Source organism: Microbacterium sp. NPDC019599 (assembly GCF_040632175.1).
Taxonomy (GTDB): domain Bacteria; phylum Actinomycetota; class Actinomycetes; order Actinomycetales; family Microbacteriaceae; genus Microbacterium.
Genome location: NZ_JBEYBL010000010.1, coordinates 160,914 through 186,844, shown reverse-complemented (window position 1 = coordinate 186,844; position 25,931 = coordinate 160,914). Strand labels below are relative to the sequence as shown.

Genomic DNA, 25,931 nt, shown 5'->3' with positions numbered 1-25,931 from the left:
CCGACTCACCAACCCAGCGTCACCGTCAACCCGGCGAACCCACGAAAAAGTCCTGAGTCGCGACTCGTTCGTAAACGATGTCGCGACTCAGGACATTTCGTGCGCGAGGGGGGAGTTGAACCCCCACGCCCTTACGGGCACTGGCACCTGAAGCCAGCGCGTCTGCCTATTCCGCCACTCGCGCGAGCCGCGGCATCCGGAGATACCGCGGATCAACTTCCCGAGGATATCACGGCGACACTGGCGCTTTCGAATCGCATCCCCACCGTCCACGGGCGTCACAGCGACTTTGACTAGCATGTACGCACCGGTCCGCCTGCCTGAGGAGTCTTGTGGGACTACTTGACAGCTTCGAGAAGGGACTCGAGCGCGCGGTGAACAGCGCGTTCGCGAAGACCTTCCGCAGCGGCATCCAGCCTGTCGAGATCGCATCCGCCCTGCGCAGCGAGCTCGACAAGAAGGCGGCGATCGTGAGCCGCGACCGCATCCTCGCGCCCAACAGGTTCGTCGTGCGCCTCTCGCCGTCCGACGACGAGAAGATGCGATCGCTCGGCGGCGCTCTCGACCACGAGCTCGACACGCTCGTCCACAAGCACGCCAAGGCGCAGGGGTACACGTTCGCAGGGCCCGTGACGATCTCGATCGAGCGGGACGAGCAGCTCTCCACCGGAACGCTGCGCGTCGACTCCTCGAGCGCCGAGGGCCGCGTCTCGTGGCGAGGAGTGCTCGACATCGCCGGGACGCGGCATCCGCTCGTCAAGGGCCGCACCGTCATCGGTCGCGGAAGCGACGCCGACATCACGGTCGCCGACGCCGGGACGAGCCGCAAGCACGTCGAGATCCTGTGGGACGGCGAGCGCGCGATGGTGCGGGACATGAACTCGACCAACGGGACGCTCCTGAACGGGCAGAAGGTCGTCGAGGCGGCGCTGAGCCCCGACTCGACCGTCACGATCGGCCGCACCGACATCGTCTTCCACGTCATCGCGCAGGCCGCGCCCGCGACGCCGCCCAAGCCGCCGCTTCCGGCCGACGTGACCCGTGCCTACGACGTGCGCGAAGGAGGGCCTCTGCCGTGAGCGAGCTGACGCTCCTCCTCCTGCGCATCGGCTTCCTCGTGCTGCTGTGGGCGTTCGTGTTCGCCGTCGTCTATTCGCTGCGGGCCGACCTCTTCGGCGTGAAGGTCAGGCGCATGCCGGAGCCCCAGGCCGCCGCGACGCCGGCACCCGCAGCCGTGCCCGCGGCATCCGCTCCCGCTCCCGCGCCGGCCGCCGCCGCGCCCGCGCCAGTCAAGGGCGGCAAGGCCACCACCACGACCGCCGCGCGCATCGTCATCACGAGCGGACCGAAGACCGGACTCGAGCTGCCCCTGGGCACCGAGCCGCTCACGATCGGCCGCTCGAGCGAGTCGGGTCTGGTCATCCGCGACGACTACACCTCGAGCCACCACGCGCGTCTGCTGCTGTGGGGCGAGCAGTGGATGATCCAGGATCTCGACTCGACCAACGGCACGTGGCATGACGGCGTCCGCGTCACGACTCCCGTCCCGATCATCGTGGGCGCGCCGATCAAGGTCGGCGCGACGACGTTCGAGCTGCGGAAGTAGCGAGCGGCCACCGGCATATGGTCTTCCAGGGCTCGAGCGCTGCGATCTCGCACACCGGCAAGGTGCGCTCCAACAATCAGGACTCCGGCTACGCCGGCTCGAACCTGTTCGTCGTCGCCGACGGCATGGGCGGCCACGCCGGCGGAGATGTCGCCTCGAGCCTGGCGATCGCGCGCCTGCAGACCCTGGACCAGCCCTTCGAGTCGACGTCGCAGGCGGAGCGGGCCCTGCGCGACTCGATAGCGGATGCCGCGGGCGAGCTCTCGGACACCGTCCGGATCCGCCCCGAGCTGGCCGGTATGGGCACCACGGTGAGCGCGCTCGTGATGGTGGATCAGTACGCGGTGATCGCGCACATCGGCGATTCGCGGATCTACCTCTACCGCGACGAGACCCTGACGCAGATCACCACCGACCACACGTTCGTGCAGCGACTGGTCGACTCGGGCCGCATCACGCCCGAGGAGGCGCGCTACCACCCACGGCGCTCGGTCCTGATGCGCGTGCTCGGCGACATGGACTCCGACCCCGAGGTCGACACGTTCATCATGCCGACGCAGCCCGGTGACCGCTGGCTCCTGTGCTCCGACGGACTGTCCGGCGTCGTCGACGAGGCGCACATGGGCAAGGCCCTGAGCCACGGACTGCCCCCCGGACGCACCGCCGACAACCTCCTCAAGCAGGCGCTCGACGGCGGCGCCCCCGACAACGTCACGATCGTCCTCGTCGACGTCGGAGGACAGCATCCCGTCTTCTCCGGCACCGCGACGATCGTCGGGTCCGCCTCCAATCCCATGGGGATCGAAGTGCCGGCGGCACGCTCCGGCCGCTCCGGCTGGCTGCATCCTGTGCGCCAGGCGGCCAATGAGCCATCGCACTTCGAGCCGGCCGCGGAGTTCCTCGAGGAGCTCATCGAAGAGGACCGGCGGCGCGCGCGCAGGCGGCGGCTCGGCTGGATCGTCGGCGTCGCGCTCGCCCTGCTGCTTCTGGCAGCCGCGATCGGGCTGGGGTACCAGTGGACGCAGACGCGGTTCTTCGTCGGATCCGATGAGGACACCGTCGTGATCTATCAGGGCATCCAGCAGGACATCGGCCCCATCTCGCTCTCGACGCCCTACCAGGACACCGGGATTCCGCTGGACGACCTGTCGGAGTTCGCGCGGGCGACCGTCGAGCAGACCATTCCCGCCTCGTCCCTCCAGCACGCGCAGCGGATCGTGGCGAGTCTGGCCGACTCAGCGGGAGGTGCGGAATGAGCGCGGCCGATTCGACGGCGACGGGTCCCGTCGGCACCGACACGAGCGTCGTGCGGGCGCTCAAGCGCATCCGCGTCCCCCAGACGCAGCGCAACCGGGAACTTGGGCTCCTGATCTTCGCCTTCGCGATCAACGCCTCGGCCGTCGCGCTCGTGCAGCTCGGTGAGACGGGCGCCATCGACTGGCTGTTCCTCGTCTACTGCGGCGGCCTCACGGCGCTCGTGCTGGCACTGCACATCGTGCTGCGCCTGCGGGCGAGGGATGCCGACCCCTTCGTCGTGCCGATCGCGACGCTGCTGACCGGCCTCGGCCTCGCGATGATCTACCGCATCGACATCGCCGTGGAGCTCCACGGGTGGGATGCCGCCTCCACGCGCCAGCTCGCCTGGACCGCGATCGCGCTCATCGGCGCCGTCGCCATCGTCATCCTGCTGCGCAACTACCGAGTGCTGTTCAGGTACACGTACATCGCCGGCTTCGTCGGCATCCTGCTGCTGCTCCTGCCGATCATCCCGGGTCTCGGCGCCGACGCGAACGCCGACGTTTGGGTCGACCTGGGCATCTTCACCTTCCAGCCCGGCGAGCTCGCGAAGATCGCCCTCGGCATCTTCTTCGCCGGCTACCTCGTGCGCACACGCGAGTCGCTCACGTCGGTGGGCACGCGCTTCCTCGGCATCACGTGGCCGCGGGCCCGCGAGCTCGGACCGCTGCTCGTGGTGTGGCTCGTGTCGCTCGCGATCATCGTGCTGCAGCGCGACCTCGGCACGGGCCTGCTCATCTTCGGCATGTTCGTCGCGATGCTCTACGTCGCGACGGGGAAGACGAGCTGGGTCCTCATCGGTGTCGCCCTCGCCGTCGCCGGCGCATTCCTCGCGTCGCGCATCCTGCCGTACGTGCAGGGACGCTTCGAGAACTGGCTCGACGCGTTCAATCCGGAGGTGATCGACGCCGACGGGGGAAGCTACCAGCTCGTGCAGGGGATCTTCGGGCTCGCGCAGGGCGGGCTCGTCGGCACGGGTCTCGGCCAGGGCCGCCCGTACATCACGCCCCTCTCGCAGAGCGACTACATCCTGCCGAGCCTCGGCGAGGAGCTCGGGCTCATCGGCGTCTTCGCGATCCTGTGCCTCTACATGGTCTTCGCGAGCCGGGGCATCCGCATCGGCCTGGCCGGACAGGACGACTTCGGCAAGCTCCTGGCGACGGGACTGTCCTTCACGATCGCGCTGCAGGTGTTCATCATGGTCGGCGGCGTCACGCGCGTCATCCCGCTCACGGGTCTCACGACGCCGTTCCTCGCGGCGGGCGGCTCGTCGCTCGTGGCCAACTGGCTCATCGTCGCGCTGCTGCTGCGGATCTCGGATGCTGTCCGCAGCCGCCCCCGGGTGGTGATCGGCTGATGCGTCCCGCCCTCACCCCCGCCAGGACCCCGACCGCTTCCCGCGAGACTGCATCGGAGCGCCGAGACTGCACGTTCTGGGCGCTGTCTCGGCGCTCCGATGCTGTCTCGCGGTCAGGAGGAGGTGACGGGCGATGACCAAGGAGCTACGTCGCCTGAGCATCGTGATGCTCGTCATGTTCCTCGCACTGTTCGCCTCGACGAGCTGGATCCAGGTCGTGCAGGCTGAGACGCTTGCGGAGAACCCGCGCAACACGCGCGCGCTCTACGACTCCTACGAGGTGCAGCGCGGCTCGATCATCGCCAGCGGCGCCGCGATCGCGTCATCCGTCCCCTCCGACGACGTCTACGCGTGGCAGCGCGTCTACACCGACGCGCCGATGTGGAGTCAGGTGACGGGGTGGATCAACCCCGCGCTCGGGTCGGCGACGGGCATCGAGCTCGAGATGAACCAGGAGCTCAGCGGAACCGCGGGCTCGCAGTTCCTCGCGCGCATCGAGCAGATCGTGACGGGTCAGCCGCAGCGCGGCTCGAACGTCGTCCTCTCGCTCGACACCGCCGTGCAGCGTGCGGCCTTCGAGGCGCTGGGCGGCCTTCAGGGTGCCGTCATCGCGATCGAGCCCTCCACCGGACGCGTGCTGGCGATGGTGTCGAGCCCGACGTTCGACACGAACCTGCTGGCGGCGCACGACCCCAAGGCCGTCAACGAGTACTACGACGGGCTGGAAGCAGACCCGCTGAATCCCCTCTTCAACCGGTCGATCGGCGGCGACCTCAATCCGCCCGGCTCGACCTTCAAGCTCGTGGTGGCATCGGCCGCCCTCGCTTCGGGCGATTACACGCCGGAGTCGACGCTGCCCAACCCCGCGTCGTACACGCTCCCGCAGTCCAGCAGCAAGGTCTTCAACTCGACCGGCGGCACGTGCGGCCCGGGTGAGCGTGTGACGATCGCCGATGCTCTGCGCCTCAGCTGCAACATCCCGTTCGCCGAGCTCGCGGTGGAACTGGGCGACCAGGCCATCCGCGAAGAGGCGGAGAAGTACGGGTTCAACCAGGCGTTCGAGCTGCCGCTCGTCTCGACGCCGTCCAGCTACCCCCGCGCCCTCGACGACCCGCAGACCGCTCTGACGGGGTTCGGCCAGGGGCAGGTCACCGCCACGCCCCTGCAGATGGCGATGGTCTCGGCCGGGATCGCGAACGGAGGAATGGTCATGAATCCGCGGATGGTCGACAGCGTCCTGGCACCTGACCTCTCGGTGCAGCAGACGTTCGAGAGCTCCGAATTCGGCCGCGCGCTGGACGAGGATCTGGCTGCCGAGATGGTGGCGATGATGGTCGCGAATGTCAGTGACGGCGCCGCATCGAATGCAAGAATAGACGGCGTCGATGTGGCCGGAAAGACCGGAACCGCGGAGAACGGGGACGATGATCCCTTCACCTTGTGGTTCACGGGTTTTGCGCCCGCGGACGACCCGCAGGTAGCTGTCGCGGTGGTCGTCGAAGACGGCGGCGGGCAAGGGCAGTCGGGCAGCGGCAACACTATTGCGGCGCCCATCGCGAAGAAGGTCATGGAGGCGGTGCTGGGACGATGAGACCGACGCAGGGAGCGACGTTCGGCGGGCGCTACGAGCTCGATTCGCGGATCGCGATCGGCGGCATGGGCGAGGTCTGGGAGGCCACCGACCACGTCATCGGCCGCACGGTCGCCATCAAGATCCTCAAAGACGAGTACATGGGTGATCCCGGGTTCCTCGAGCGCTTCCGCGCCGAGGCCCGTCACGCCGCGCTCGTCAACCACGAGGGCATCGCGAGCGTCTTCGACTACGGCGAGGAGAACGGCTCGGCGTTCCTCGTGATGGAACTCGTCCCCGGTGAGGCGCTCTCCACGATCCTCGAGCGCGACGGCGAGCTCTCCACCGACAAGACGCTCGACGTCGTCGCCCAGACGTCGGCGGCGCTCCAGGCCGCTCACTCGGCCGGCCTCGTGCACCGTGACATCAAGCCCGGCAACCTGCTGATCACCCCCGACGGCCGCGTCAAGATCACGGACTTCGGCATCGCCCGGATCGCCGACCAGGTCCCGCTGACGGCGACGGGCCAGGTCATGGGCACTGTGCAGTACCTGTCGCCCGAGCAGGCGTCGGGCCACCCGGCTTCTCCCGCGACGGACACCTACTCGCTCGGCATCGTCGCGTACGAGTGCCTCGCCGGCAAGCGTCCGTTCACGGGTGAGTCGCAGGTCGCCATCGCGATGGCCCAGATCAACGAGCAGCCTCCGCCGCTGCCCCCGACCGTCGCGGCGCCGGTGCAGAACCTCGTCATGGCGATGATCGCCAAGAAGCCCGAGGACCGCCCCGGAACGGCGTCGGCCGTCGCACGCGCAGCGACCGCCCTGCGCAGGGGGGACGTCGCAGCCGCCGCCGCGGCCGTCCCGGCGATCGCGGCGGGCGTTGGGGCTGTCGACGACGTGACCCAGCTGCTGGGCGCGGCCGACACATCCGCCGCGACGCGGCTCCTGCCGGCAGGGGACGGCGAAGTCATCGAGGGCGAGCCCGAGAAGCGGAAGCGCAGCCCCTGGACGTGGCCGCTCATCGCGCTCATCGCCCTGCTGCTGCTCGTGCTGGGTGGCACTGTCTGGGCGATCCTCGCGAACAACAACGACGACCCCGAGACTCCGCCCCCCACCTCCTCCACGCCGACGCAGTCGCGCACGACGCAGTCGGCGACGCCGACCCAGACCGAGACGCTCATCGACATCGATGCGCTCGCGCTCGAGGGGATGAACTGCGACGAGGCGGCCGCCAAGGCCAAGGAAGCGGGCGTGGATGCTGTCGACTGCGTCGACGGGAACGCCGCTCCGTCGGCGGGCGAGGTGGGCAACGTCTACCAGGTGTCGCCGAGCGGCCGGATCGCCCCGTCGCAGCTGCTGACGCTGACGCGCTACACCGACCAGACGCCGCTGCCGTCACCGTCGGCGCCGAGCCTGTCGACTCCTGTGACGCCTGGCTCGACGGTCACCGTCACGTGGACGGGTTACTCGTGCCCCTCCGGCGCCGGTTCTCCGAGCGCCTACAACTTCACCGCGACCCAGGGCACGTTCCCCGTGACCGGGCAGTCGACGGCGTCGTTCCCCGCGGATGCGCGCTCCGCCGAGCTCCTCATCACGGGGGCGGAGGGCCAGACCGTCATCGTCACCTACACCGTGACGTGCACGGGCAACGAGCAGCGCACCTCTCCGGCCTCTGGTGAGGCCAACGCGCAGATCACGCCCGCGGAGGAGCCGAACCCCGAGCAGACGACAGCCGGCGACGAGGAATAGGGCGGCTGAGTCGGTCGGATAGGCTGACTCTGTTCCACCCAGGGAGTGTTCGTGACAGCTGAGCCGCGCGTTCTTTCGGGGCGCTATCGCGTCGACGAGCCCATCGGGCGCGGGGGCATGGCCAGTGTCTACCGCGGCTACGACCTCACGCTGGGCCGCGTCGTCGCGATCAAGGTCCTCCAGCGCGAGCTCGCCGACGACAACGCGTTCCGCACGCGCTTCCGGCTCGAGGCGCAGGCCGCGTCGCGGATGTCGCACCCCGCCATCGTGCGCGTGTACGACGCGGGCGAGGACAGCGAGATGGCGCCGGACGGCTCGGTCCGTCCCGTCCCGTTCATCGTGATGGAGCTCGTCAAGGGCGACCTGCTGAAGGACGTCATCGCGCGAGGTCCGGTCCCGGTGGAGGATGCCGTCCGCTACGTCGACGGCATCCTGGAGGCTCTCGAATACTCGCACCGCGCGGGCGTCGTCCATCGCGACATCAAGCCGGGCAACGTCATGCTGACCGAGACCGGCCAGGTCAAGGTCATGGACTTCGGCATCGCGCGCGCGGTGTCGGACTCGTCGTCCACGGTCGCCGAGACGACGCAGATCCTCGGAACGGCCGCATACTTCTCGCCCGAGCAGGCCAAGGGCGAGCCCGTCGACGCCCGCGCCGACCTCTACTCGGCCGGTGTCGTCCTCTACGAGCTGCTCTCGGGCCGTCAGCCGTTCCGCGGCGAGTCGCCCGTCGCCGTCGCGTATCAGCACGTGAGCGAGACGCCGATCGCCCCGTCCGAGATCAACGAGGCCGTGCCTCGCTCGCTTGACGCGATCGCCCTGCGCGCCCTCGCGAAGGACCCCTTCCAGCGCTATCAGGATGCCGCGTCCTTCCGGGAGGCGCTCGACGCGACGGTGGACGGAAAGCCCCCGTCGAAGCGGCAGGTGGGTGCGCTCACGAGCGAGCTCTACGGCCCCAATCCTCGGCAGGCCGCCGAGACGGCGCGGTCACTCCGGCAGCTCAGCACCGACACGACCATGAAGCGCACGCAGGCGGGGCCGCCCGTCGCCTGGATCTGGGCGGGTGTCGCCGTGCTCGCGGTGCTCCTCATCTCGGTGCTGTTCTGGGTGACCACGATCCGTCCCGACCCGCAGGTCCCCGCGAACTCGCGGATCGTCCCGGATGTCACCGACATGTCGTACGACCGCGCCAACGAGGTGCTCGAGCAGGAGGACCTCCTCGCGTACCGCCTCGACGAGGCCAGCCTCGACACCGTCGAGGGCAACGTCATCCGCACCGATCCTGAGGCGGGGACGTCGGTGTCTCCGGGTCAGCAGATCCGCGTGTACGTCTCCCGGGGCCAGGAGACCGTCGTCGTGCCGACGCTCGAGGGGCTGGGAGAGGATGCTGCGCGCTCGGCCCTGGATTCCGCCGACCTGGCGGCCGGCGCCGTCACCCCGCGCAACGATCCGGATCTCGCCGCCGGAACGGTCATGTCGTCAGACCCGGCGTCGGGCACGGAGGTGGCGATCGGCACAGTGGTCAATCTCGTCGTGGCGTCGGGCCGCGTCACGATCGTGGACTACACGGGCTACACCGTCGACGCGGCGCGGGCGGCCTTGGAGTCGCCCGAGATCGCCCTCGTCGTCGAGATCGCGGAGGATGCGACCTGCCCTGCGACGGATCCCGCGACCGTCCGGCAGCAGTCGCTCGCCCCGGGCGACGTGCCTGTGCACTCGACCATCACCCTGACGGTCTGCTCGGGCGCCTGACGGCGCGCCCGCCCACGTTCCGCACGATCCCCGAGCTCGTCGAGGGGTCGAACCTGGTCGGCCCCGGCGCCCCGAGCTCAGCGGCGCGGAGTCAGCGAGGCCGCTCGGGCGACAGCATCCGTCAGCCCTGTCCTCTGCAGCCAGTTGCCCAGCAGCCGGTGACCGCCCTCGGTGAGCACCGCCTCGGGGTGGAACTGCACACCCTCGATCGGCAGCTCGCGGTGCCGCAGCCCCATGATGACCCCGCCCTCGGTGCGGCTCGTCACGACGAGCGACGCCGGCACCGTCTCGGGCACGACCGCGAGCGAGTGGTAGCGCGTCGCGACGAACGGGTCGGGCAGTCCCGCGTAGAGGGCGCCGCCGTCGTGGTGGACGAGCGACGTCAGGCCGTGCATCAGCTCGGGCGCGTGGTCCACTGCAGCGCCGAACGCCGTCGCGATCGCCTGATGCCCGAGGCATACGCCGAGAAGCGGGATGCCGCGCTCTGCCGCCGCGTGCACGACGGCGATCGATGCGCCCGCGCGCACGGGCGTGCCCGGCCCGGGTGAGACCAGGACGCCGTCGAATCCGCTGTCGAGGAGCGCAGGCAGATCGTCGGGCGCGACGTCGTCGGCCTCGACGAGCTCCGTGCGTGCCCCCAACTCGTGGAGATATCCGATGAGGGTGTGGACGAAGCTGTCGTGGTTGTCGACGACGAGGATGCCGCCGCGGGTCACTCGACGGTGACTTCCTGCGGCACGACGAGGCTGCTGACCCACGGGAACACGTAGAAGAAGAGGCCGTAGACCACTGCGGCCGCGAGGATCAGGAGGATGAGGATCCGCAGCCACGCGGGACCCGGCAGCACCCTCCACAGCGCGGCGTACATCAGGCGACACCGCCCGTCAGCGACACCGGGGCCCCGGCCGATCGGGGTGTGAACGAGTCGAAGACGCTGAACGCCACGATGCGCTCGGCCAGCGAGTACATGGGGCTGCAGCTGGTCATCGTGAGGTATCGGTCATTCGCCGCGACCTCGGTCGCCTGGGGCACCGGCAGGAGCACCTCGACAGCATCCGGCCGCACGTACGCCAGGGTGCGGAAGCGGTAGGTGTACCAGCCGTCCGGGGTCTCGATCACGATGGCGTCGCCGACGTGCAGCTCCGCGATGCGGTTGAACGGCTTTCCCCATGTCGTGCGGTGGGCGGCGACGGCGAAGTTGCCCTCTTCGCCGGGCATCTGCGTCCCGGGATAGTGCCCGATGCCGATGGGGTCGAGCGTGTTGGCACGCGTCACACCGCCCGCCATGTTGACGTGGTAGTCGGCTCCGAAGCGCGGGATGTACATCGTCGCGAAGATCTCGGCGTCCGCCGGCTCCGGTCGCACGACGGGCTCGACGTCGGCGGGCTCGGGAGGCTCGGTGGCCTGCGGCGTCGACCGGATCTGGTGCTCGTACTCCTCCTGCCAGATCTGGCTCTGCTCGTCCGCCTGTGCGCTGCGCTCGGCGCCGTAGATGACGTCACCGATCCACAGCTGCCACGCGACGAACAGGAGCGTCACGACTCCGAGCGTGATGAGGATCTCGCCGAGGATGCCGATGACGGACGGTCGGCGAACGCGCGTGGCGCGCTGCCGAGCGCGGGCTCGCGAGCGGCCCGCGCCCGAATCCGCCCCAGCCGGGCTCGACGCGTCATCCACAGAGGAATTCTAGGTCAGCGGGGTGTGCGCGACCCTGACGGTAGACTGGGCATCATGGCACGTTCTGGCAAAGACGAGGATCTCGTCGAGCGCAGTGAGGGCGAAGCGGCCCCCAACCCCGTCTGGTTCAAGCCCGTCATGATCGGGCTCATGCTGATCGGGCTCGTCTGGGTTCTCGTGTTCTACCTCAGCGGCATGGCGTACCCGATCCCCGGCATCGGGGGCTGGAACCTCGTGATCGGCTTCGGCATCGCGTTCATCGGCTTCCTCATGACAACGAGGTGGCGCTGACCGACAGCATCCCTCTATCCGACTCAGGCCGGGACGCGCATGGCGCGTCTCGGCCTTCTTCATGTCATGCAGGTGGACAACAGGAATTACACGGGTGTGATTCATCCCCACCTGGGGATGAACCTGTGGATAAGTCCGCTCCGCCTCGACGCGCTTCGCGTGCGTTGTCAGGTGTAGAGGAGGGGCGGGATGGCGAGGAGGGCGAGGCAGCCGACGCCGACGGCGACGAGGAGCCATATCTGCAGCGTGCGCTGCGATCGCTGCCGCGTGCGCGCGTAGATGAGCCCGACGAGGCCGCCGACGACGAGGCCGCCGAGGTGTGCCTGCCACGAGACCGCGATGGCATCCAGCGCGTCGGCGAAGGATCCTCGGCCGATGCTCGAGATGAGCGCGACGGCGAACGGCCAGAGGAAGTTGATCCCGATGACGATCGCGATGACGCGGATGTTCGCCCCGATGTGGCGGCCGATGATCAGCAGCGCCCCGAACAGGCCGAAGATCGCGCCCGAGGCCCCGACGACCCAGACTCCTGGGGCGAGCAGCGCGACCGCCACCGATCCGCCCAGCCCGCTGAGCAGGTACAGCACGAGGAATCGCCAGTGCCCGACGAGAGGCTCGAGACTGCGGCCGATGTAGAACAGCGCGAGCATGTTCAGGCCCGCATGCAGGAAGCTGCCGTGGACGAACAGCACGGTGATGAGCCGCCACGGCTGCATGGGCACGGGCCCGCCGGGCCATACGAAGTAGCTGTTGAAGGACAGCCAGTTCTCGACGATCGTCCCGAAACCGGGGATCAGCTGCAGGACGTAGACGACGGCCGTGACGAGGATGAGCGAATACGTGACGAGCGGGCGCGAGTCCGTCGACAGCGCCACCGGTCGCGACCTCGACCACCGTCGCTCCGCCTTGCGCTGAGACTCCGACACGGTCTTCTGCTGCTCGCGCATGCACTCGGGGCAGATCACCCCGACGGCACCCTGCGTCTGGCACTCGGGGCAGATCGTCCGCAGGCACCGCTGGCAGAGCACGAAGCTCACGCGGTCGGGATGCCGGTAGCAGAAGTTGTCGCTGTTGCGACGGAACGCGTCGGTGGTCACGGCGAGGGCGGCGTCCCGGGAGCGGGTCAGGCCGCGGCGATGTCGATCGACTCGATGACGACGGGCTCGAGCGGACGATCGCCGGCGGCGGTCGGGACCGCGCTGATCGCGTCGACCACCTTGCGGGAGGAGTCATCGGCGACCTCGCCGAAGATCGTGTGCTTGCCCTGAAGCCACGGCGTCGGGTCGGTCGTGATGAAGAACTGCGAGCCGTTCGTCCCTTCGGCCTGGCCGGTGATGGCGTTGCGGCGGAGGCCCGCGTTTGCCATCGCGAGGAGGTACGGCTTCTGGAACGTCAGCTCGGGGTGGATCTCGTCGTTGAACGTGTAGCCCGGGCCGCCGGTGCCGAGGCCGAGCGGGTCGCCGCCCTGGATCATGAAGCCGGGGATGATGCGGTGGAACACGACGCCCTGGTACAGCGCGCCCTCGCCGGGCTTGCCCGTCGACGGGTCCTTCCACTCGCCGGTGCCGTCCGAGAGACCGATGAAGTTCTGGACCGTGCGCGGGGCGTGGTCTCCGAAGAGGTTGACGACGATGTCGCCGTGGTTGGTGTGCAGGGTCGCGACCGCAGTGGGGGTGGGCATGCGTACATTGTCGCAGAGTTCCGTGCAACCCCTCCCGGTCCGGGCCCTCTCTGGCAAGATGGGGAGAACCACATCCCCCATCGACAGGGAGGGCCCCGTGAGCCTCAGCCGCAAGCGCAAGAAGGAACTCCGCAAGCTCCAGGATCAGGCGACCAGGCTGTGGGAATCGCAGCAGGTGATCGTCGGCGAAGCCGCGACCGTCGCCCGCGAGGCGAGCCGCCAGCTGGGCAACTACAGCCGTGAGCAGGTCGTGCCCCAGGCGAAGGCGACCTACGGCAAGTACGCGGCTCCCTATGTCGACCGCGGCATCAGCGTCTCGAAGCAGGTCATGAACGACACGATCGTCCCCGCGGCGGGTGCCGTCGTCGGATCGGCCATGTCGGTCTGGGATGCTGCGAACGAGACTCGCGCGAAGCTCTCGGGTGGACGCATCCCCGCGCCGGCGCCCGTCCTGGTGCCGCCGAAGCGCGGCATCGGAGCCGGCGGCATCATCGCGATCATCTTCGGTGTCGCCGCCGCCCTCGGCGTCGCGTACGCCGCGTGGCAGACGCTCCGCGCCGATGACGAGCTGTGGGTCGCCGACGACCCGCTGCGCGCTCCCGACGCCTGAGGGTGACAGAACCGACCGATCGGGTCAGGGACGCCGCTGCCGCACGCGGACTCGACATCGAGATCCGCGTGCGACCCGCGGCGAAGAGCCTGCCCGAGGCCGCCGAGCTGCTCGGCATCCCGCCCGCCGGCATCGTCAAGACACTCGTGGTCAAGCGCAGCGATGACACGTACCTCTTCGCACTCGTTCCGGGGGATCGGGCGATCTCATGGCCGAAGCTGCGCGCCGTCGTCGGGGTGAACAAGCTCCAGCTTCCGGACCCCGAGCGCGCGCTCGCCGCGACGGGCTACGAGCGCGGAACGATCGTGCCGATCGGCAGCTCGACCGAGTGGCCCGTCTATGCGGACGAGCGGATCGTCGGCGAGCGGATCGCGATGGGAGCGGGAGCGCACGGCTACAGCCTCTTCGTCGACGCCGATGACCTCATCACGGCCTACGACGCGACCGTCGCCGACATCTCGCAGGCGATCGACTAGCCGGGCGTCTCCGGGTTCCGCAGGCCCGCCATCGCGAGGGCGATGTCGACGAGCTTGACGTGCCGGAGGCCGTCGACGGCCTCGAGCGGGAACCACTCGGCGCGATCGGTCGATCCGTCGACCTCGTGGCGCAGTCGACCGCCCGTGACGCGCGCGCGGTAGACGATCCGGATGGTGTGCAGCGGCCCGCCGGCGGGTTCGGGGATGCGGTGCGCCTCCGGGATCACGCGGGAATGGATGCCGAGCAGGTCCTGGATCTCGACGTGGTAGCCCGTCTCCTCGAACACTTCGCGGCGTGCCGTGTGCGCGGGATCCTCTCCGGCCTCGATCCCGCCCCCGGGCATCGTCCACGCGGCGCGGCGGCCTTCGTTCCAGTGCGCGAGGAGGACCCGGCCGTCGTCGTCCACCACGACGGCGTAGGCGGCGACTCGCAAGTCCATGCTTCACCCTACCGACGGGCTGCGGGGTGGGAGATGCGGGAAGAGGCCGACCCTTCGGGCCGGCCTCTTCCACATGGTGGAGCCTAGGAGATTCGAACTCCTGACATCCTGCTTGCAAAGCAGGCGCTCTACCAACTGAGCTAAGGCCCCGGGGCTGTATGTGTGGGGCTACCAGGACTTGAACCTGGGACCTCTTCATTATCAGTGAAGCGCTCTAACCGCCTGAGCTATAGCCCCGATCGTCTTCGGCGCTGTGCGCCGTCAACCTCCAAGACTTTACCTGACGCGCGACGATTTCACGAATCGGCGCCGAGCCGGGCGGTGGGTCCGGTGATTGACTGAGCCCATGGCGGACGCGACCCATCCAGGAGAGCCTCACGGTGCGAGCCTCGGACAGCGCCTCAACTGGCTTCGTGCAGGCGTGCTCGGTGCGAACGACGGCATCGTCTCGGTCGCGTCGCTCGTCGTGGGTGTCGCGGGAGCGACGACCGACACTCCCGCGCTGCTGCTCGCCGGTGTCGCGGGACTCGTCGGCGGCGCCATCTCGATGGCGCTCGGCGAGTACGTGTCGGTGAGCAGTCAGCGCGACAGCGAGCGCGCGCTCATCGCGAAGGAGCGGCGCGAGCTCGCCGAGATGCCCGAGGCCGAGTTCGAGGAGCTCACCGAGCTGTACCGTGCGAGAGGTCTGTCCGACGACACGGCGCGTCAGGTGGCGCGAGAGCTCACCGACCACGATGCGCTGTCGGCTCATCTCGAGGTGGAGCTCCACCTGGACGCCGACGACCTCGTCAACCCGTGGCACGCGGCCGTCTCATCGGCGATCTCATTCACGCTCGGAGCGCTGCTGCCGCTCCTGGCGATCCTGCTTCCGCCGCCCGAGTGGCGGGTCCCGGTCACGTTCATCGCCGTGCTGGTCGCGCTCGCGCTGACGGGCTCCGTCTCGGCTCAGCTGGGCGGCGCCTCGAAAGGCCGCGCAGCCGTGCGGCTCGTCATCGGCGGAGCGATCGCGCTCGTCGCGACCTGGGCGATCGGAACGCTCCTCGGCACGACGGTCGTCTGAGCCGAGGCATCCTTCCCGGTCAGTTGCTGGTGAACCCCACGAGCAGTCCGCCCGTGATCTTCACCGCGAGGTTGTAGATCCCGGCGATGACGGCGCCGAGCACCGTCACGACCACGAGATTCAGGATCGCGACGATCGCGCCGACGGCCATCACCTGGGGCAGTCCGACGAACTGGCTGAGGGTCACGCCACCGTCAGAGAAGCTCTGGAAGAACTCGTCGACGCGGCCGATCAGTCCCGTCGCCTGCACGACCATGTAGGTGAGGAAGAACGAGACGACCGTGACGATCGCGATCGCCACCGCGGCGAGGAACGACAGCTTCACCGCCGACCAGAAGTCGATGTAGACCAGACGCAGGCGGACCTGCTTGGCCGTCGTGCGGTGGCTGGATTTCTTGGCGAGCTTGTCGGCTACCGTGCTCATGCGTCAACACTCTCTTCAGGGGTCTCGGGGGAGGCCTCGGGTCCTTCGACGGACTCGGGGGCCGCGCTCTCAGGGTCGGCGGCGGCCTCTTCTTCGGCCAGGCCGCGTTCGCCGTTGCGTGCGATCGCGATGATGCGATCGTCCTCATCGGGGCGGGCGAAGACGACACCCATGGTGTTGCGGCCCTTGGCGGGGACCTCGGCCACGGCAGAGCGTACCACCTTGCCGCTGGCAAGAACCACCAAGACCTCGTCGTCCTCGGAGGCGATCAGGCCGCCTGCGAGATCGCCGCGATCCTCGTTCAGCTTGGCCACCTTGATGCCCAGGCCCCCTCTGCTCTGGCCCCGGTACTGGTCCACGGCGGTGCGCTTGGCGTACCCGCCCTCGGTCACGACGAAGACGAATCCGTCGTCGGTCACGACGGATGCCGAGAGGAGGCTGTCGTGACCGCGGAACGCCATTCCCTTGACGCCTTCGGTCGACCGGCCCATAGGCCGCAGCGCCTCATCCGTCGCGGTGAACTTGAGCGACATGCCGTGCCGGCTGATGAGGAGGATGTCGTCTCCCTCGTCGACGAGGAGGGCGCTGACGACCTCGTCGTCCTCGCGGAGGCGGATCGCGATGACGCCGCCCTGGCGGTTCGTGTCGTACTCGGTCAGGCGCGTCTTCTTGACGAGGCCGCTGCGCGTCGCGAGGACGAGGTACGTCGCGACCTGGTAATCCCGGATGTCGAGGACCTGGGCGATCTCCTCGCCCGGCTGCAGGGCCAGGAGGTTCGCGACGTGCTGCCCCTTGGCGTCGCGTCCGGCTTCGGGCACGCGGTACGTCTTCTCACGGTAGACGCGCCCCTTCGTCGTGAAGAAGAGCAGCCAGTGGTGCGTGGTCGTGACGAAGAAGTGCTCGACGACGTCGTCGGCGCGCAGCTGCGCACCCTTGACGCCCTTGCCGCCGCGGTGCTGCGAGCGGTAGTTGTCGCTGCGCGTGCGCTTGATGTAGCCCTCGCGCGTGACGGTGACGACCATCTCCTCCTCGGGGATGAGATCCTCGTCGGTCATGTCGCCGTCGAAGCCGAAGACGATGTCGGTGCGACGCTCGTCGCCGAACTTGTCGACGATGCCGGTGAGCTCTTCGCGGATGATCGTGCGCTGGCGCGCCGGCGACTCGAGGATGTCGCGGTAGTCGGCGATCTGCGCCTCGAGCTCGGTCGCCTCGTCGATGATCTTCTGGCGCTCGAGTGCGGCCAGGCGACGCAGCTGCATCGACAGGATCGCGTCGGCCTGGACGTCGTCGATGTCCAGGAGGGACTTGAGGCCCTCGCGCGCGTCCTCGACCGTCGGCGAGCGGCGGATGAGCGCGATGACCTCGTCGAGCGCGTCGAGCGCCTTGAGGTAGCCGCGCAGGATGTGCATGCGCTCCTCCGCCTTGCGCAGGCGGAAGCGGGTGCGGCGGACGATGACGTCGATCTGGTGGTCGACCCAGTGCGTGATGAAGCCGTCGAGCGACAGCGTGCGCGGCACGCCGTCGACGATCGCGAGCATGTTCGCGCCGAAGTTCTCCTGGAGCTGGGTGTGCTTGTACAGGTTGTTGAGCACGACCTTGGCGACAGCATCCCGCTTCAGCACGATGACCAGGCGCTGGCCCGTGCGTCCCGACGTCTCGTCGCGGATGTCGGCGATCCCCGAGATCTTGCCGTCCCGCGCGAGGTCGGCGATCTTCAGCGCGAGGTTGTCGGGGTTGACCTGGTACGGGAGCTCGGTGATGACCAGGCACGTGCGGCCCTGGATCTCGGCGATCTCGACGACGGCGCGCATCGTGATGGAGCCGCGGCCCGTCCGGTAGGCCTCGTGGATGCCGCGCGTGCCCAGGATCTGTGCACCGGTCGGGAAGTCCGGACCCTTGATGCGCTGCATGAGCGCGTCGAGGAGCTCCTCGCGCGTCGCGTCGGGGTGCTCGAGCGCCCAGAGCGCGCCCTCGGCCACCTCGCGCAGGTTGTGCGGCGGGATGTTGGTCGCCATGCCGACCGCGATGCCGACGGAGCCGTTGACCAGGAGGTTGGGGAACCGCGCCGGCATGACGGCGGGCTCCTGTGTCTGGCCGTCGTAGTTGTCCTGGAAGTCGACGGTCTCTTCCTCGATGTCGCGCACCATCTCGAGCGCGAGGGGAGCCATCTTCGTCTCGGTGTACCGGGGGGCCGCGGCACCCATGTTGCCGGGCGAGCCGAAGTTCCCCTGCCCGAGCGCGAGCGGGTAGCGCAGCGCCCACGGCTGCACGAGGCGCACGAGGGTGTCGTAGATCGCGGAGTCGCCGTGCGGGTGGTACTGACCCATGACCTCGCCGACGACGCGCGCGCACTTCGAGAACGACTTGTCCGGTCGGTAGCCGCCGTCGTACATCGCGTAGATCACACGGCGGTGCACTGGCTTGAGTCCGTCGCGGACGTCGGGCAGGGCCCGGCCGATGATGACGGCCATCGCGTAGTCGAGATAGCTCCGCTGCATCTCGCCCTGCAGGTCGACCTGCTCGATGTGGCCGTGGTTGTGCGAGGAGTCCTCGGTCGTGGTGGTGTCGTCAGCCATGCGCTTCTCTTCCGTTGGTGTGTTCCGTCACAGCTCGCCCGCTCAGCAGCCGGGATGCGGCCGCGAGCAGGGGCGACGGAGCACTAGATGTCGAGGAACCGGACATCCTTCGCGTTCTTCTGGATGAACTGGCGGCGGGACTCGACGTCCTCGCCCATGAGGGTCGTGAAGATCGTGTCGGCCGCGACGGCGTCGTCGATCGTGACCTGGCGCAGCGTCCGGGTCGTGGGATCCATCGTCGTCTCCCACAGCTCCTTGTCGTTCATCTCGCCGAGACCCTTGTAGCGCTGGATCCCGTTCTCCTTGGGGATGCGCTTGCCGTTGGCCAGGCCGTCGGCCAGCAGGGCGTCGCGCTCGACGTCGCTGTAGACGTACTCGTGCGGCGAGTTCGACCACTTGAGCCGGTACAGCGGGGGCATCGCGAGGTAGACGTAGCCCGCCTCGATGAGCCCGCGCATGTAGCGGAAGAGGAGCGTGAGCAGCAGCGTCGTGATGTGCTGACCGTCGACGTCGGCATCCGCCATCAGGACGATCTTGTGGTACCGAGCCTTGTCGACGGCGAAGTCCTCGCCGATGCCGGTGCCGAAGGCCGCGATCATCGCCTGGATCTCGTTGTTGCCGAGGGCGCGGTCGAGGCGCGCGCGCTCGACGTTGAGGATCTTGCCGCGCAGAGCCAGGATCGCCTGCGTGTGCGGGTCGCGGCCCTGGACTGCCGAGCCGCCGGCCGAGTCTCCCTCGACAAGGAAGATCTCGCTGATCGACGGGTCCTTCGACGTGCAGTCCTTGAGCTTGTCGGGCATCGAGGCCGACTCGAAGACGCTCTTGCGCCGAGCCGTCTCGCGCGCCTTGCGAGCAGCCAGTCGGGCGGTCGCGGCGTCGATCGCCTTGCGCACGACGAGCTTGGCCTGCTGCGGATTGCGCTCGAACCAGTCGCCGAGCTGATCGCCCACGACCTTCTGCACGAACGCCTTCGCCTCGGTGTTGCCGAGCTTCGTCTTGGTCTGACCCTCGAACTGCGGCTCGGAGAGCTTGACGGAGATGACCGCCGTGAGACCCTCGCGCACGTCTTCGCCCGAGAGGTTGTCGTCGCGGTCCTTGAGCAGGTTCTGCGCGCGGGCGTACTTGTTGACGAGAGTCGTCAGCGCCGCACGGAAGCCCTCCTCGTGCGTGCCGCCCTCGTGCGTGTTGATCGTGTTGGCGTACGTGAAGACGTTCTCGGTGTAGCTCGTCGTCCACTGCATCGCGAGCTCGAGCGCGATGTGGCGCTCGGTGTCCTCCGACTCGACCTCGATGATCTGGTCGTTGACGACATCCGTGTGGCGTGTCCGGTTGAGGTGCTCGACGTAGTCGACGAGACCGCGCTCGTAGAGGAACGTGTCGTTCGGCTGCTCGAGGATGACCGTGCCGTCCTCCTCCTTCTCGACGGCGGCATCCGGCCGTTCGTCGACGAGGTCGATCCGCAGGCCCTTGTTGAGGAACGCCATCTGCTGGAACCGCGTGCGCAGCGTCTCGTAATCGAAGTCGACGGTTTCGAAGATCTCGGGGTCCGGCCAGAACGTGATGATCGTGCCGGTGTCGGTGCTCTCCTCACCGCGCTCGAGCGGCGCGAGCGGGACGCCGCCGTGGCGGTAGGACTGACGCCACACGTAGCCCTGGCGCTTGACCTCGACCTCGAGCCGCGTCGACAGGGCGTTGACGACCGACGAGCCGACGCCGTGGAGACCACCCGACACGGCATATCCGCCGCCGCCGAACTTGCCGCCGGCGTGCAGCACGGTCAGGACGACCTCGACGGTCGACTTGCCCTCCGTCTTGTGCATGTCGACGGGGATGCCGCGCCCGTTGTCGAAGACGCGCACGGCTCCGTCCGACAGGATCGTGACCTCGATGCGGTCGCAGAAACCGGCAAGAGCCTCGTCGACGGAGTTGTCGACGATCTCGTAGACGAGGTGGTGCAGCCCGCGCGGGCCCGTCGACCCGATGTACATGCCTGGACGCTTGCGAACCGCCTCGAGGCCTTCGAGGACCTGGATCGCATCTGCTCCGTAGTCGCTGAGGGGCTTGTCGGACGAGGTGGATGCGGGTTCCCCGGCAGCGTTTTCGGGATTCACAGACGTCATAGGTTCTCGAGCGCTCCAGATCGGCCGTCGGGGATCGGTTCCAGTCTACCAAGGAGCGACCCTTCGACGGCCACTCTGCGGCCCTGTGGCGCGTTGAAATGGATTCGAACGATGCCGGAGGTGGATCAGCCGTAGGTATCGCGCGGACCGCGCCCTGGAATGGCTCTGGGACCCCATTTCCAGGAGGGGACGTCCGGGCCGATGAAGCGGATGACCTCCACCCCGGCGTCGGGGAAGCGCCGGACGATCTCCGTGAGGATCTGCGCACGCATGAGCTGGAGCTGCTTCGCCCACGCCGTGGAGTCCGCCTGCACCGTGAGCGTTCCGTCTGCGAAGGCGACCGGACGGGTGTGCCGCGCGGTGTCGGCGCCGGCCACTTCATTCCACGTGCGCACGACGTCCTCGCGGGCGAGCTGCGCGTTCCAGCCCGAGTCGTGCGTGAGTGCGGCGATGACGTCGCCCAGCCCGTGCGGGTCGCGGCCGGGAGTGAAGGGAGCGTGCTCGTCGTCTTCGACGCGGCGTTTCCTGCGCCGGAAAGATCGGGCCGACGGCTCGAGCCCGCGCAGCCGCAGATAGGTCGCAAGCGTCTCCGGGAGATCCGCGGTGTCGCCGGTGAAGTTCGAGCGGATGGAGGATGCCGCGTTCCTCGGGTCGGCCGGGTCAGGCATCCGCCGCCTCCAGGATGCGCCCTGCCTCCACGCGCACGACGCGGGCGCGCAGTCCGGCCGGGACGTCCTGCTCGACGGCGGCCGTCACGACGACCTGCTCGTAATCCGCGACCAGGTCGGCCAGGCGCGCTCGACGGTCGCTGTCGAGCTCGGCGAACACGTCGTCGAGGATCAGCACGGGATCGCCGAGGCGGGAATCGGCGCGGAGCAGCTCGGCCGCCGCCAGGCGCAGCCCGAGGGCGACCGACCACGATTCCCCGTGAGATGCGTACCCCTTGACGGGAAGCCCCCGCACGCGCAGGAGGAGATCGTCGCGGTGCGGGCCGACGAGCGTGAGCCCGCGGTCGAGCTCGGCGGAGCGGCGGGTGGCGAGAGCTGAGCGGAAGAGGTCCTCGAGGGCGCCGGGGGTGACAGCATCCGTCTCGGCGGCGCCTTCTTCGGGATCGCCGCCGCGCACGGAGAGCGCCCACTCGAGCCGGGGCTCGTGGTCTGCGCCGGCGATGGCCGTGTACGCCTGCGTGAGAGGAGTCGACAGCTCGTCGGCGAGCGTGAGCCGCGCCTGTATGACCTGCGTGCCGAGGGCGACCAGCTTGTCGTCCCACACATCGAGGGTGGAGAGCGCTTCTCCGCGGATCCCGCGCGCGCGAGCGGACTTGAGCAGAGCCGTGCGCTGCTTGAGGACGCGGTCGTAGTCGGACAGGACCGCGCTCATGCGCGGAGCCCGCTGGACGAGGAGCTGATCCGCGAAGCGCCGGCGCGCCGAGGGGTCGCCGCGCACGATCTGGAGATCCTCCGGAGCGAAGAGCACGACCTGCGCGTACCTGGGCAGCTCGGAGGTCTTGACCGGCGCTCCGTTGACCCGGGCCTTGTTGGACCCCTGCCTGTTCAGCTGCACCTCGAGGAGGACCCGTCGCTCTCCGTGCGCGAGTCGCGCGCGGACGATCGCGGCGTCGGCGCCGTCGCGCACCATGGGACCGTCGCTCGAGACGCGGTGCGAGCCGAGGGTCGCGAAGAACGCCATGGCCTCGGCGAGGTTCGTCTTGCCCTGGCCGTTGCGGCCGATGAACACGTTGGGACCGGGGCCGAGCGTGACGTCGGCGACCGCGTAATTGCGGAAGTCGACGAGACTCAGCTGCTCCACGATCACGGGATCAACCCTAGTTCGGGGGTGTGACCATCCGCCCAGGATGGGGCGACCGCTCCGCAGGATGCGTGCTCCGCGGACATTGCGACAACCTGGGCAGGTCCCCGAGCCTGTCGACGGGTCGAAGGTGGACGCTCGTCGGAGGGGGTGGGGGATGAAGGGGTTTGGGATCGCCCGTTGGTCCGACGTGTCTAGCGGAGAAGGAGGTTCGGCTGGAGCAGGTAGCGGAAGCTCTGCTCGCCGCCCTTGTCGACCGACGTCTGCGGGGTGATGAGGACGGGGCTCAGCTTGTTGGCGTTCTCGCTCGAGGTGAATGTGATGCGCGCGAACTCGCTGCGGACCGCGGCCAGCGCCTCGAGCAGGTACTGGGGATTGAGGCCCAGGGTGACGTCCTCGCCGGACAGCGTCGCGTCGACCGACTCGGATGCGCGCGCCTGTTCGGTGCCCGAGGCATCCATCGACACGCCCTCGGGAGTGAAGGTGAAGCGCAGCGGCGCCGAGCGGTCGAGCACGAGCGAGACGCGGCGGACCGCCTCCTGCAGATCGGCCGTGTTCACGACGGCGTGGTGCTCGGTCTGCTCGGGGAAGAGTCGGCGGACGGGCGGGAAGTTGCCCTTGATGAGCAGCGACGTCACGGTCTTGTTGCCGGCCGTGAACGCGATGATCTCGCGGTCGCCCGAGCCGGAGAAGGCGATCGAGATCTCTCCGCCGTGCGAGAAGGTCTTGCCGACCTCTGTCAGTGTGCGAGCCGGGACCAGTGCGGTCGTCGGCTCGTCGGACGCGGCCGAGCCGCCGTCCCACGGGATCTCGCGCAGCGCGACGCGGTAGCGGTCGGTTGCGACGAGGCTCAGTTGGGTGCCCGACACCTCGAGCTGCACGCCGGTGAGGACGGGGGTCACATCGTCGCGGGATGCGGCGAACGCCACCTGGGCGATGGCCGTCGCGAAGTCCTCCGCGGGCACGAGGCCCGATTCGCCCGTGACCTCGGGGATCGCGGGATACTCCTGCACGGGCATCGAGGCGAGGGTGAACCGCGCCGAGCCGCAGGTGAGCAGGATTCCGCCGTCGTCGTCGACCTCGATCTGGATCGGCGCGTTGGGCAGGCGGCTCGCGATATCGGAGAGCAGCCGGCCGTGGACCAGGATCGTGCCGGGCTCATCGACCGTCGCCTCGATCGTGGTGCGGGCGGATGCCTCGTAGTCGAACGCCGCGAGTGAGAGCCCCTCGTCGCTCGCCTCGATGAGCACGCCGGCGAGGATCGGCTGCGGGTTGCGCTGCGGCAGCAGTTTCACGACGAACGAGACCGCCTCGCTGAAGACATCGCGATTGACGTGGAACCTCACTGGCGCTCCCTTGTCGTCCTTCGGGCTTGGGTTACCCATGCTAGTGCCCAGTTCGACCTCGACCCCAAGAGGTCGGTCGTCAGCCCCAAGGTGATCGGACGGGGTTTCAAGAGAGAGTTTTCTGTCATCTTGTTAACAGCTGTGGAAAGTGTGGATAACTCGGCCGATCGCTCTCGTGACATGGGAACTACACGTCTGTGAGTTGTGGAGTGCCTGCGGATGAGCGGGATGCTGTCCGCCGCAGCGCAGGTGTCGCTGAGACCCGTCGTCCACAGGTTCTCGTCGTCCGCTCACACTTCTCCGCAGCGGATTCGAGTTATCCACAGGTTTTCCACACTGTGGGAAACGGTCATTTTGGCCCTGGCCCTCGGGAGTGTCAAGCACTTTCGACGGCATATGACGTGCCGTGGCGGGTTCGTCGGGGACGGGGGGAGCAGCATCCGATCCCCCGAAGGGAATGCGGGCGGTGTCGGACTCGTCAGGGAGGCCGGGAGAGGTTGCGAAGGGCCCGTCCGGCTGGACGGGCCCTTCGCGGAAAGAGCGGTCAGCGGCCGCCGCGGCCGAGCTGGGCGGTGATCTCCGAGACCTGGTTGTAGATCGAGCGGCGCTCCTTCATGAGGTCGCTGATCTTCTTGTACGCGTACATGACGGTCGTGTGATCGCGGTTGCCGAAGAGCTGGCCGATCTTGGGGAGGGACAGGCTCGTGCGTTCGCGGCACAGATACATCGCGATCTGGCGTGCGGTCGCGACGGCTTGCGAGCGGCTCGAGCCGTACAGGTCGTCGACCGTGAGTTTGAAGTAGGCGGCTGTCGCCGTGATGATGTCGGTCGGCGAGATGACGTTCGCGTCGTCCTGGTCGATGATGTCGCGCAGCACGGTCTGCGCGAGCGACATGTCCAGCGTCGAGCGGTTGAGGCTCGCGAACGCGGAGACGCGGATGAGAGCGCCCTCGAGCTCGCGGATGTTGGACGAGACGACGGTCGCGATGTACTCGAGGACCTCGTCGGGGATGTGCAGCCGCTCGGATTGCGCCTTCTTGCGGAGGATCGCGATGCGCGTCTCGAGGTCGGGCGCCTGCACGTCGGTGATCAGGCCCCACTCGAACCGGCTGCGCATGCGGTCCTCGAAGCCCGTGAGGTGCTTCGGCGGGACGTCGCTGGTGATCACGACCTGCTTGTCGTGGTCATGCAGCGTGTTGAAGGTGTGGAAGAACGCCTCCTGCGTCTCAGCCCGGCCCTGAAGGAACTGGATGTCGTCGATCAGCAGGATGTCGACATCCCGGTACCGCGCCTGGAATGCGGATCCGCGGTTGTTCGCGATCGAGTTGATGAAGTCGTTCGTGAACTCTTCGCTCGAGACGTAGCGGACGCGTATGCCGGCGTACAGGCTGATCGCGTAGTCGCCGATCGCGTGGAGGAGGTGCGTCTTGCCCAGTCCCGAGTCGCCGTAGATGAAGAGCGGGTTGTAGGCCTTTGCCGGCGCCTCCGCGACCGCGACGGCCGCCGCGTGCGCGAACCGGTTGGACTGGCCGATGACGAAGTTGTCGAAGGTGTACTTCGGATTCAGTCGCGAATCGGAGCGGGAGGATGCCGTATCGGTCGGGTCGTCGAGGCGCGCGCGCATCGGCGCGGGCATGGCCGCCGCGACCGGCTCAGGTGCGACGGACGGCGCGGCCGACTGCACGGTGATCGGCGCGGTGAGTCGCTGGTCAGCGAGATCCGGATTCACGACGACGCGGAACGTCGTCGCGACCGGCTCGTCCTGACGGACGCGTGCGAGCGCCTCCATGATGGGCGAGCGCATCCGCTTGTTGATCTGCGCCGCTGTGAGATCGTTGGGGACGTCGAGGTACAGAGTGCCGCTCATGACGCCCTGCGGTACCGCGAGATTGAGGAAGCCGTGGAGCTGCGGCGTCACACGGTCGTCGACCGTGAGTTCGTCGAGCACCGCCGTCCAGACAGGAACATCTGGAATTTCGTGCTGCGACATGGGCCCCCCGGGTGGAAACTGCGCCTCAGAGCCGGGGGAGATGACACCCCGTGCCTGTGGATAACTGCCTGAGCCACGCTAGTCAGCGCTCGTCTCACGAGC

General features: G+C 68.5%; 24 protein-coding genes and 3 tRNA genes. 11 read left to right on the top strand and 16 right to left on the bottom strand.

From position 1 onward, the window contains the following. Nucleotides 1-100: 100 nt before the first annotated feature. Nucleotides 101-184 (bottom strand) — tRNA-Leu (locus tag ABZ477_RS16445). A gap of 148 nt (nucleotides 185-332) precedes the next feature. Here ABZ477_RS16445 and ABZ477_RS16440 point away from each other — a divergent pair. The 7 genes from ABZ477_RS16440 to pknB all read left to right on the top strand — a co-directional run bounded on the left by ABZ477_RS16440 (nucleotide 333) and on the right by pknB (nucleotide 9,329). Beyond that, entirely contained in the window at nucleotides 333-1,079 is a 747-nt protein-coding gene (locus ABZ477_RS16440; RefSeq protein WP_360135377.1) for a DUF3662 and FHA domain-containing protein, read from the top strand. Beyond that, nucleotides 1,076-1,606 (top strand): FHA domain-containing protein, encoded by a 531-nt coding sequence (locus ABZ477_RS16435; RefSeq protein WP_360135375.1) that lies wholly within the window; start codon nucleotides 1,076-1,078, stop codon nucleotides 1,604-1,606. Before ABZ477_RS16440 ends, ABZ477_RS16435 begins: the two co-directional genes overlap by 4 nt. A gap of 17 nt (nucleotides 1,607-1,623) precedes the next feature. Continuing rightward, the gene (locus tag ABZ477_RS16430; RefSeq protein ID WP_360135373.1) at nucleotides 1,624-2,862 is read left to right on the top strand and encodes a PP2C family serine/threonine-protein phosphatase; all 1,239 of its coding nucleotides are present in this window, start codon (nucleotides 1,624-1,626) and stop codon (nucleotides 2,860-2,862) included. Then, entirely contained in the window at nucleotides 2,859-4,259 is a 1,401-nt protein-coding gene (locus ABZ477_RS16425) for an FtsW/RodA/SpoVE family cell cycle protein (RefSeq protein WP_360135371.1), read from the top strand. The genes ABZ477_RS16430 and ABZ477_RS16425 overlap by 4 nt, the downstream gene beginning before the upstream one ends. 133 nt (nucleotides 4,260-4,392) lie before the next feature. Then, nucleotides 4,393-5,850, top strand: coding sequence for a penicillin-binding transpeptidase domain-containing protein (locus ABZ477_RS16420; protein WP_360135369.1), 1,458 nt, complete (start codon nucleotides 4,393-4,395; stop codon nucleotides 5,848-5,850). Beyond that, on the top strand, nucleotides 5,847-7,577 hold the full coding sequence (locus ABZ477_RS16415) for a protein kinase (protein ID WP_360135367.1): 1,731 nt from the start codon (nucleotides 5,847-5,849) through the stop codon (nucleotides 7,575-7,577). The genes ABZ477_RS16420 and ABZ477_RS16415 overlap by 4 nt, the downstream gene beginning before the upstream one ends. 51 nt (nucleotides 7,578-7,628) lie before the next feature. Continuing rightward, nucleotides 7,629-9,329 (top strand): Stk1 family PASTA domain-containing Ser/Thr kinase, encoded by a 1,701-nt coding sequence (gene pknB, locus ABZ477_RS16410; RefSeq protein ID WP_360135365.1) that lies wholly within the window; start codon nucleotides 7,629-7,631, stop codon nucleotides 9,327-9,329. A 77-nt stretch (nucleotides 9,330-9,406) separates the two neighbouring features. On the opposite strand, the gene ABZ477_RS16405 is transcribed toward pknB, so the two are convergent. From ABZ477_RS16405 to ABZ477_RS16395, 3 genes are read right to left on the bottom strand one after another with little or no spacing between them, the layout of a single operon-like run. Continuing rightward, nucleotides 9,407-10,045 carry a gamma-glutamyl-gamma-aminobutyrate hydrolase family protein gene (locus ABZ477_RS16405; RefSeq protein WP_360135363.1) on the bottom strand — a complete coding sequence of 213 codons (639 nt, stop codon included), beginning with the start codon at nucleotides 10,043-10,045 and terminating at the stop codon, nucleotides 9,407-9,409. Then, the gene (locus ABZ477_RS16400; protein ID WP_360135361.1) at nucleotides 10,042-10,197 is read right to left on the bottom strand and encodes a hypothetical protein; all 156 of its coding nucleotides are present in this window, start codon (nucleotides 10,195-10,197) and stop codon (nucleotides 10,042-10,044) included. Before ABZ477_RS16400 ends, ABZ477_RS16405 begins: the two co-directional genes overlap by 4 nt. After that, nucleotides 10,197-11,006, bottom strand: a complete 810-nt coding sequence (locus tag ABZ477_RS16395; RefSeq protein WP_360135359.1) for a class E sortase — start codon at nucleotides 11,004-11,006, stop codon at nucleotides 10,197-10,199. Before ABZ477_RS16395 ends, ABZ477_RS16400 begins: the two co-directional genes overlap by 1 nt. Nucleotides 11,007-11,060: 54 nt before the next feature. Here ABZ477_RS16395 and ABZ477_RS16390 point away from each other — a divergent pair, with 54 nt between their 5' ends. Then, nucleotides 11,061-11,297 carry a cell division protein CrgA gene (locus tag ABZ477_RS16390; RefSeq protein ID WP_360135356.1) on the top strand — a complete coding sequence of 79 codons (237 nt, stop codon included), beginning with the start codon at nucleotides 11,061-11,063 and terminating at the stop codon, nucleotides 11,295-11,297. A gap of 167 nt (nucleotides 11,298-11,464) precedes the next feature. Here ABZ477_RS16390 and ABZ477_RS16385 read toward each other — a convergent pair whose 3' ends face one another. Together ABZ477_RS16385 and ABZ477_RS16380 are read right to left on the bottom strand one after the other, a co-directional pair. Further along, on the bottom strand, nucleotides 11,465-12,394 hold the full coding sequence (locus tag ABZ477_RS16385) for a rhomboid family intramembrane serine protease (RefSeq protein WP_360135354.1): 930 nt from the start codon (nucleotides 12,392-12,394) through the stop codon (nucleotides 11,465-11,467). 26 nt (nucleotides 12,395-12,420) lie between these two features. Beyond that, a complete protein-coding gene (locus tag ABZ477_RS16380; protein ID WP_360135352.1) occupies nucleotides 12,421-12,978 on the bottom strand; it encodes a peptidylprolyl isomerase in 558 nt (185 codons plus the stop codon). Between the two features lie 97 nt (nucleotides 12,979-13,075). On the opposite strand from ABZ477_RS16380, the gene ABZ477_RS16375 reads away from it, so the two are divergent. Both ABZ477_RS16375 and ABZ477_RS16370 read left to right on the top strand, forming a co-directional pair. Beyond that, nucleotides 13,076-13,588 (top strand): DNA helicase, encoded by a 513-nt coding sequence (locus ABZ477_RS16375; protein WP_360135350.1) that lies wholly within the window; start codon nucleotides 13,076-13,078, stop codon nucleotides 13,586-13,588. Nucleotides 13,589-13,590: 2 nt separating this feature from the next. Next, nucleotides 13,591-14,064, top strand: coding sequence for a YbaK/EbsC family protein (locus tag ABZ477_RS16370; protein WP_360135347.1), 474 nt, complete (start codon nucleotides 13,591-13,593; stop codon nucleotides 14,062-14,064). On the opposite strand, the gene ABZ477_RS16365 is transcribed toward ABZ477_RS16370, so the two are convergent. The 3 genes from ABZ477_RS16365 to ABZ477_RS16355 form a co-directional block, all read right to left on the bottom strand. Further along, nucleotides 14,061-14,504, bottom strand: a complete 444-nt coding sequence (locus tag ABZ477_RS16365; protein ID WP_360135345.1) for an NUDIX domain-containing protein — start codon at nucleotides 14,502-14,504, stop codon at nucleotides 14,061-14,063. The two genes, ABZ477_RS16370 and ABZ477_RS16365, sit on opposite strands and share 4 nt — an antisense overlap. A 74-nt stretch (nucleotides 14,505-14,578) precedes the next feature. Next, a tRNA-Ala gene (locus tag ABZ477_RS16360) sits at nucleotides 14,579-14,654 on the bottom strand. Between the two features lie 13 nt (nucleotides 14,655-14,667). Continuing rightward, a tRNA-Ile gene (locus ABZ477_RS16355) sits at nucleotides 14,668-14,741 on the bottom strand. Nucleotides 14,742-14,850: 109 nt separating this feature from the next. Between ABZ477_RS16355 and ABZ477_RS16350 the strand changes: the two genes are divergently transcribed. Next, nucleotides 14,851-15,564, top strand: coding sequence for a VIT family protein (locus ABZ477_RS16350; protein WP_360135343.1), 714 nt, complete (start codon nucleotides 14,851-14,853; stop codon nucleotides 15,562-15,564). Between the two features lie 19 nt (nucleotides 15,565-15,583). Here the strand turns inward: ABZ477_RS16350 and ABZ477_RS16345 are convergent, their stop codons facing one another. The 7 genes from ABZ477_RS16345 to dnaA form a co-directional block, all read right to left on the bottom strand. Continuing rightward, nucleotides 15,584-15,988, bottom strand: coding sequence for a DUF3566 domain-containing protein (locus tag ABZ477_RS16345; RefSeq protein WP_360135341.1), 405 nt, complete (start codon nucleotides 15,986-15,988; stop codon nucleotides 15,584-15,586). Beyond that, on the bottom strand, nucleotides 15,985-18,564 hold the full coding sequence (gene gyrA, locus ABZ477_RS16340; protein ID WP_360135339.1) for a DNA gyrase subunit A: 2,580 nt from the start codon (nucleotides 18,562-18,564) through the stop codon (nucleotides 15,985-15,987). Before gyrA ends, ABZ477_RS16345 begins: the two co-directional genes overlap by 4 nt. An 83-nt stretch (nucleotides 18,565-18,647) precedes the next feature. Further along, a complete protein-coding gene (gyrB, locus tag ABZ477_RS16335; protein ID WP_360135337.1) occupies nucleotides 18,648-20,684 on the bottom strand; it encodes a DNA topoisomerase (ATP-hydrolyzing) subunit B in 2,037 nt (678 codons plus the stop codon). A gap of 125 nt (nucleotides 20,685-20,809) precedes the next feature. Continuing rightward, nucleotides 20,810-21,352, bottom strand: coding sequence for a DciA family protein (locus ABZ477_RS16330; protein ID WP_360135335.1), 543 nt, complete (start codon nucleotides 21,350-21,352; stop codon nucleotides 20,810-20,812). Next, entirely contained in the window at nucleotides 21,345-22,499 is a 1,155-nt protein-coding gene (gene recF / locus ABZ477_RS16325) for a DNA replication/repair protein RecF (protein WP_360135333.1), read from the bottom strand. Before recF ends, ABZ477_RS16330 begins: the two co-directional genes overlap by 8 nt. A gap of 188 nt (nucleotides 22,500-22,687) precedes the next feature. After that, nucleotides 22,688-23,839, bottom strand: coding sequence for a DNA polymerase III subunit beta (dnaN, locus tag ABZ477_RS16320; RefSeq protein WP_360135331.1), 1,152 nt, complete (start codon nucleotides 23,837-23,839; stop codon nucleotides 22,688-22,690). A 544-nt stretch (nucleotides 23,840-24,383) separates the two neighbouring features. Further along, nucleotides 24,384-25,829, bottom strand: a complete 1,446-nt coding sequence (gene dnaA, locus ABZ477_RS16315) for a chromosomal replication initiator protein DnaA (RefSeq protein WP_360135329.1) — start codon at nucleotides 25,827-25,829, stop codon at nucleotides 24,384-24,386. Nucleotides 25,830-25,931 lie beyond the last annotated feature (102 nt).

Excerpts from the sequence above, each read along its gene's own strand:
- ABZ477_RS16420 (WP_360135369.1), top strand. The coding sequence starts at position 4,393 with ATGACCAAGGAGCTACGTCGCCTGAGCATCGTGATGCTCGTCATGTTC.
- ABZ477_RS16400 (WP_360135361.1), bottom strand. The coding sequence starts at position 10,197 with ATGTACGCCGCGCTGTGGAGGGTGCTGCCGGGTCCCGCGTGGCTGCGG.
- dnaA (WP_360135329.1), bottom strand. The coding sequence starts at position 25,829 with ATGTCGCAGCACGAAATTCCAGATGTTCCTGTCTGGACGGCGGTGCTC.
- ABZ477_RS16330 (WP_360135335.1), bottom strand. The coding sequence starts at position 21,352 with ATGCCTGACCCGGCCGACCCGAGGAACGCGGCATCCTCCATCCGCTCG.
- ABZ477_RS16345 (WP_360135341.1), bottom strand. The coding sequence starts at position 15,988 with ATGAGCACGGTAGCCGACAAGCTCGCCAAGAAATCCAGCCACCGCACG.
- ABZ477_RS16380 (WP_360135352.1), bottom strand. The coding sequence starts at position 12,978 with ATGCCCACCCCCACTGCGGTCGCGACCCTGCACACCAACCACGGCGAC.
- ABZ477_RS16365 (WP_360135345.1), bottom strand. The coding sequence starts at position 14,504 with ATGGACTTGCGAGTCGCCGCCTACGCCGTCGTGGTGGACGACGACGGC.
- ABZ477_RS16425 (WP_360135371.1), top strand. The coding sequence starts at position 2,859 with ATGAGCGCGGCCGATTCGACGGCGACGGGTCCCGTCGGCACCGACACG.
- ABZ477_RS16430 (WP_360135373.1), top strand. The coding sequence starts at position 1,624 with ATGGTCTTCCAGGGCTCGAGCGCTGCGATCTCGCACACCGGCAAGGTG.
- gyrA (WP_360135339.1), bottom strand. The coding sequence starts at position 18,564 with ATGGCTGACGACACCACCACGACCGAGGACTCCTCGCACAACCACGGC.
- ABZ477_RS16390 (WP_360135356.1), top strand. The coding sequence starts at position 11,061 with ATGGCACGTTCTGGCAAAGACGAGGATCTCGTCGAGCGCAGTGAGGGC.
- gyrB (WP_360135337.1), bottom strand. The coding sequence starts at position 20,684 with ATGACGTCTGTGAATCCCGAAAACGCTGCCGGGGAACCCGCATCCACC.
- ABZ477_RS16350 (WP_360135343.1), top strand. The coding sequence starts at position 14,851 with ATGGCGGACGCGACCCATCCAGGAGAGCCTCACGGTGCGAGCCTCGGA.
- ABZ477_RS16415 (WP_360135367.1), top strand. The coding sequence starts at position 5,847 with ATGAGACCGACGCAGGGAGCGACGTTCGGCGGGCGCTACGAGCTCGAT.